This window comes from Streptomyces sp. NPDC086147 (assembly GCF_040702165.1).
Taxonomy (GTDB): domain Bacteria; phylum Actinomycetota; class Actinomycetes; order Streptomycetales; family Streptomycetaceae; genus Streptomyces.
This window is the reverse complement of the sequence record NZ_JBFBJO010000050.1, coordinates 1-4,778: the sequence shown is the minus strand read 5'-3', so window position 1 is coordinate 4,778 and position 4,778 is coordinate 1. Positions and strand designations below refer to the sequence as shown.

The 4,778-nt window shown below is 57.8% G+C and carries 2 rRNA genes; both read right to left on the bottom strand.

The annotated features are described in order from the left end of the window. Window positions 1-40: 40 nt before the first annotated feature. A 23S ribosomal RNA gene (locus tag AB0398_RS34165) occupies window positions 41-3,163 on the bottom strand. Between the two features lie 288 nt (window positions 3,164-3,451). Further along, window positions 3,452-4,778: ribosomal RNA gene (locus AB0398_RS34160) — 16S ribosomal RNA — on the bottom strand; the annotation flags it as partial.

The following is a 4,778-nucleotide window of genomic DNA, read 5'->3' as shown; positions in this document are numbered from 1 at the left end:
GTTCGTTGCTTCAGAACTGACACAGTGGACGCGAGCAACTGAGGACAAGCCCTCGGCCTATTAGTACCGGTCAGCTCCACCCCTTACGGGGCTTCCACATCCGGCCTATCAACCCAGTCGTCTACTGGGAGCCTTACCCCATCTAGTGGGTGGGAATACTCATCTCGAAGCAGGCTTCCCGCTTAGATGCTTTCAGCGGTTATCCCTCCCGAACGTAGCCAACCAGCCATGCCCTTGGCAGGACAACTGGCACACCAGAGGTTCGTCCGTCCCGGTCCTCTCGTACTAGGGACAGCCCTTCTCAATATTCCTGCGCGCGCAGCGGATAGGGACCGAACTGTCTCACGACGTTCTAAACCCAGCTCGCGTACCGCTTTAATGGGCGAACAGCCCAACCCTTGGGACCGACTCCAGCCCCAGGATGCGACGAGCCGACATCGAGGTGCCAAACCATCCCGTCGATATGGACTCTTGGGGAAGATCAGCCTGTTATCCCCGGGGTACCTTTTATCCGTTGAGCGACGGCGCTTCCACAAGCCACCGCCGGATCACTAGTCCCGACTTTCGTCCCTGCTCGACCCGTCGGTCTCACAGTCAAGCTCCCTTGTGCACTTACACTCAACACCTGATTGCCAACCAGGCTGAGGGAACCTTTGGGCGCCTCCGTTACCCTTTGGGAGGCAACCGCCCCAGTTAAACTACCCATCAGACACTGTCCCTGATCCGGATCACGGACCGAGGTTAGACATCCAGCACGACCAGAGTGGTATTTCAACGGCGACTCCACCATGACTGGCGTCACGGCTTCACAGTCTCCCACCTATCCTACACAAGCCGAACCGAACACCAATATCAAACTGTAGTAAAGGTCCCGGGGTCTTTCCGTCCTGCTGCGCGAAACGAGCATCTTTACTCGTAGTGCAATTTCACCGGGCCTATGGTTGAGACAGTCGAGAAGTCGTTACGCCATTCGTGCAGGTCGGAACTTACCCGACAAGGAATTTCGCTACCTTAGGATGGTTATAGTTACCACCGCCGTTTACTGGCGCTTAAGTTCTCAGCTTCGCAACCCCGAAAGGTCACTAACCGGTCCCCTTAACGTTCCAGCACCGGGCAGGCGTCAGTCCGTATACATCGCCTTACGGCTTCGCACGGACCTGTGTTTTTAGTAAACAGTCGCTTCTCGCTGGTCTCTGCGGCCACCCCCAGCTCACGGAGCAAGTCCGATCACCAGGCGTGGCCCCCCTTCTCCCGAAGTTACGGGGGCATTTTGCCGAGTTCCTTAACCATAGTTCACCCGAACGCCTCGGTATTCTCTACCTGACCACCTGAGTCGGTTTAGGGTACGGGCCGCCATGAAACTCGCTAGAGGCTTTTCTCGACAGCATAGGATCATCCACTTCACCACAATCGGCTCGGCATCAGGTCTCAGACTATGTGTCACGCGGATTTGCCTACGTGACGTCCTACACCCTTACCCCGGGACAACCACCGCCCGGGCTGGACTACCTTCCTGCGTCACCCCATCGCTTACCTACTACCATCTTGGGCCGGCGGCTCCACCACTCCCCTTTGCCCGAAGGCTCCGGGGCGGCTTCACGGCCTTAGCATTAATGGGCTCGATATTGGGCGTTTCAAAGCGGGTACCGGAATATCAACCGGTTGTCCATCGACTACGCCTGTCGGCCTCGCCTTAGGTCCCGACTTACCCTGGGCAGATCAGCTTGACCCAGGAACCCTTAGTCAATCGGCGCACACGTTTCTCACGTGTGTATCGCTACTCATGCCTGCATTCTCACTCGTGAACCGTCCACAACTCGCTTCCGCGGCTGCTTCACCCGGCACACGACGCTCCCCTACCCATCACAGCGGGCGTTGGCCCTATTGCTGCAATGACACGACTTCGGCGGTACGCTTGAGCCCCGCTACATTGTCGGCGCGGAATCACTTGACCAGTGAGCTATTACGCACTCTTTCAAGGGTGGCTGCTTCTAAGCCAACCTCCTGGTTGTCTCTGCGACTCCACATCCTTTCCCACTTAGCGTACGCTTGGGGGCCTTAGTCGATGCTCTGGGCTGTTTCCCTCTCGACCATGGAGCTTATCCCCCACAGTCTCACTGCCGTGCTCTCACTTACCGGCATTCGGAGTTTGGCTAAGGTCAGTAACCCGGTAGGGCCCATCGCCTATCCAGTGCTCTACCTCCGGCAAGAAACACACGACGCTGCACCTAAATGCATTTCGGGGAGAACCAGCTATCACGGAGTTTGATTGGCCTTTCACCCCTAACCACAGGTCATCCCCCAGGTTTTCAACCCTGGTGGGTTCGGTCCTCCACGAAGTCTTACCTCCGCTTCAACCTGCCCATGGCTAGATCACTCCGCTTCGGGTCTTGAGCGTGCTACTAAAGCGCCCTGTTCGGACTCGCTTTCGCTACGGCTTCCCCACACGGGTTAACCTCGCAACACACCGCAAACTCGCAGGCTCATTCTTCAAAAGGCACGCAGTCACGACCCATTGAGTAAACTCAATGAGCGACGCTCCCACGGCTTGTAGGCACACGGTTTCAGGTACTATTTCACTCCGCTCCCGCGGTACTTTTCACCATTCCCTCACGGTACTATCCGCTATCGGTCACCAGGGAATATTTAGGCTTAGCGGGTGGTCCCGCCAGATTCACACGGGATTTCTCGGGCCCCGTGCTACTTGGGTGTCTCTTCAACGAGCCGTTGATGTTTCGTCTACGGGGGTCTTACCCTCTGCGCCGGACCTTTCGCATGTCCTTCGACTACACCAACGGTTTCTGACTCGCCTCACAGCCGGCAGACTGTGAAAAAGAGATCCCACAACCCCGCATGCGCAACCCCTGCCGGGTCTCACACGCATACGGTTTGGCCTCATCCGGTTTCGCTCGCCACTACTCCCGGAATCACGGTTGTTTTCTCTTCCTGAGGGTACTGAGATGTTTCACTTCCCCTCGTTCCCTCCACATGCCCTATGTGTTCAGGCATGGGTGACAGCCCATGACGACTGCCGGGTTTCCCCATTCGGAAACCCCCGGATCAAAGCCTGGTTGACGGCTCCCCGGGGACTATCGTGGCCTCCCACGTCCTTCATCGGTTCCTGGTGCCAAGGCATCCACCGTGCGCCCTTAAAAACTTGGCCACAGATGCTCGCGTCCACTGTGTAGTTCTCAAACAACGACCAGCCACCCATCACCCCACCCGGCAAGCGGGTGAGTGCACTGGGGCCGGCATCCTTGAAGGACGACCATCACGGCCGTGCCCTCAGACACCCAACAACGTGCCAGGCACAGCGACTCGAAGATGATCCGTGTTCCACGCCGAAGCAGTACTAACGGTCTCTTACTCGTCCCTGTGCCAACTAATCAACGTTCCACCCATGAGCTGACCGTGCGAGACATTTGCTCGCAATCGGTGCTGTGCTCCTTAGAAAGGAGGTGATCCAGCCGCACCTTCCGGTACGGCTACCTTGTTACGACTTCGTCCCAATCGCCAGTCCCACCTTCGACAGCTCCCTCCCACAAGGGGTTGGGCCACCGGCTTCGGGTGTTACCGACTTTCGTGACGTGACGGGCGGTGTGTACAAGGCCCGGGAACGTATTCACCGCAGCAATGCTGATCTGCGATTACTAGCAACTCCGACTTCATGGGGTCGAGTTGCAGACCCCAATCCGAACTGAGACCGGCTTTTTGAGATTCGCTCCGCCTCGCGGCATCGCAGCTCTTTGTACCGGCCATTGTAGCACGTGTGCAGCCCAAGACATAAGGGGCATGATGACTTGACGTCGTCCCCACCTTCCTCCGAGTTGACCCCGGCGGTCTCCTGTGAGTCCCCATCACCCCGAAGGGCATGCTGGCAACACAGGACAAGGGTTGCGCTCGTTGCGGGACTTAACCCAACATCTCACGACACGAGCTGACGACAGCCATGCACCACCTGTATACCGACCACAAGGGGGGCACCATCTCTGGCGCTTTCCGGTATATGTCAAGCCTTGGTAAGGTTCTTCGCGTTGCGTCGAATTAAGCCACATGCTCCGCTGCTTGTGCGGGCCCCCGTCAATTCCTTTGAGTTTTAGCCTTGCGGCCGTACTCCCCAGGCGGGGAACTTAATGCGTTAGCTGCGGCACCGACGACGTGGAATGTCGCCAACACCTAGTTCCCAACGTTTACGGCGTGGACTACCAGGGTATCTAATCCTGTTCGCTCCCCACGCTTTCGCTCCTCAGCGTCAGTAATGGCCCAGAGATCCGCCTTCGCCACCGGTGTTCCTCCTGATATCTGCGCATTTCACCGCTACACCAGGAATTCCGATCTCCCCTACCACACTCTAGCCTGCCCGTATCGGATGCAGACCCGGGGTTAAGCCCCGGGCTTTCACACCCGACGTGACAAGCCGCCTACGAGCTCTTTACGCCCAATAATTCCGGACAACGCTTGCGCCCTACGTATTACCGCGGCTGCTGGCACGTAGTTAGCCGGCGCTTCTTCTGCAGGTACCGTCACTTGCGCTTCTTCCCTGCTGAAAGAGGTTTACAACCCGAAGGCCGTCATCCCTCACGCGGCGTCGCTGCATCAGGCTTTCGCCCATTGTGCAATATTCCCCACTGCTGCCTCCCGTAGGAGTCTGGGCCGTGTCTCAGTCCCAGTGTGGCCGGTCGCCCTCTCAGGCCGGCTACCCGTCGTCGCCTTGGTAGGCCATTACCCCACCAACAAGCTGATAGGCCGCGGGCTCATCCTTCACCGCCGGAGCTTTC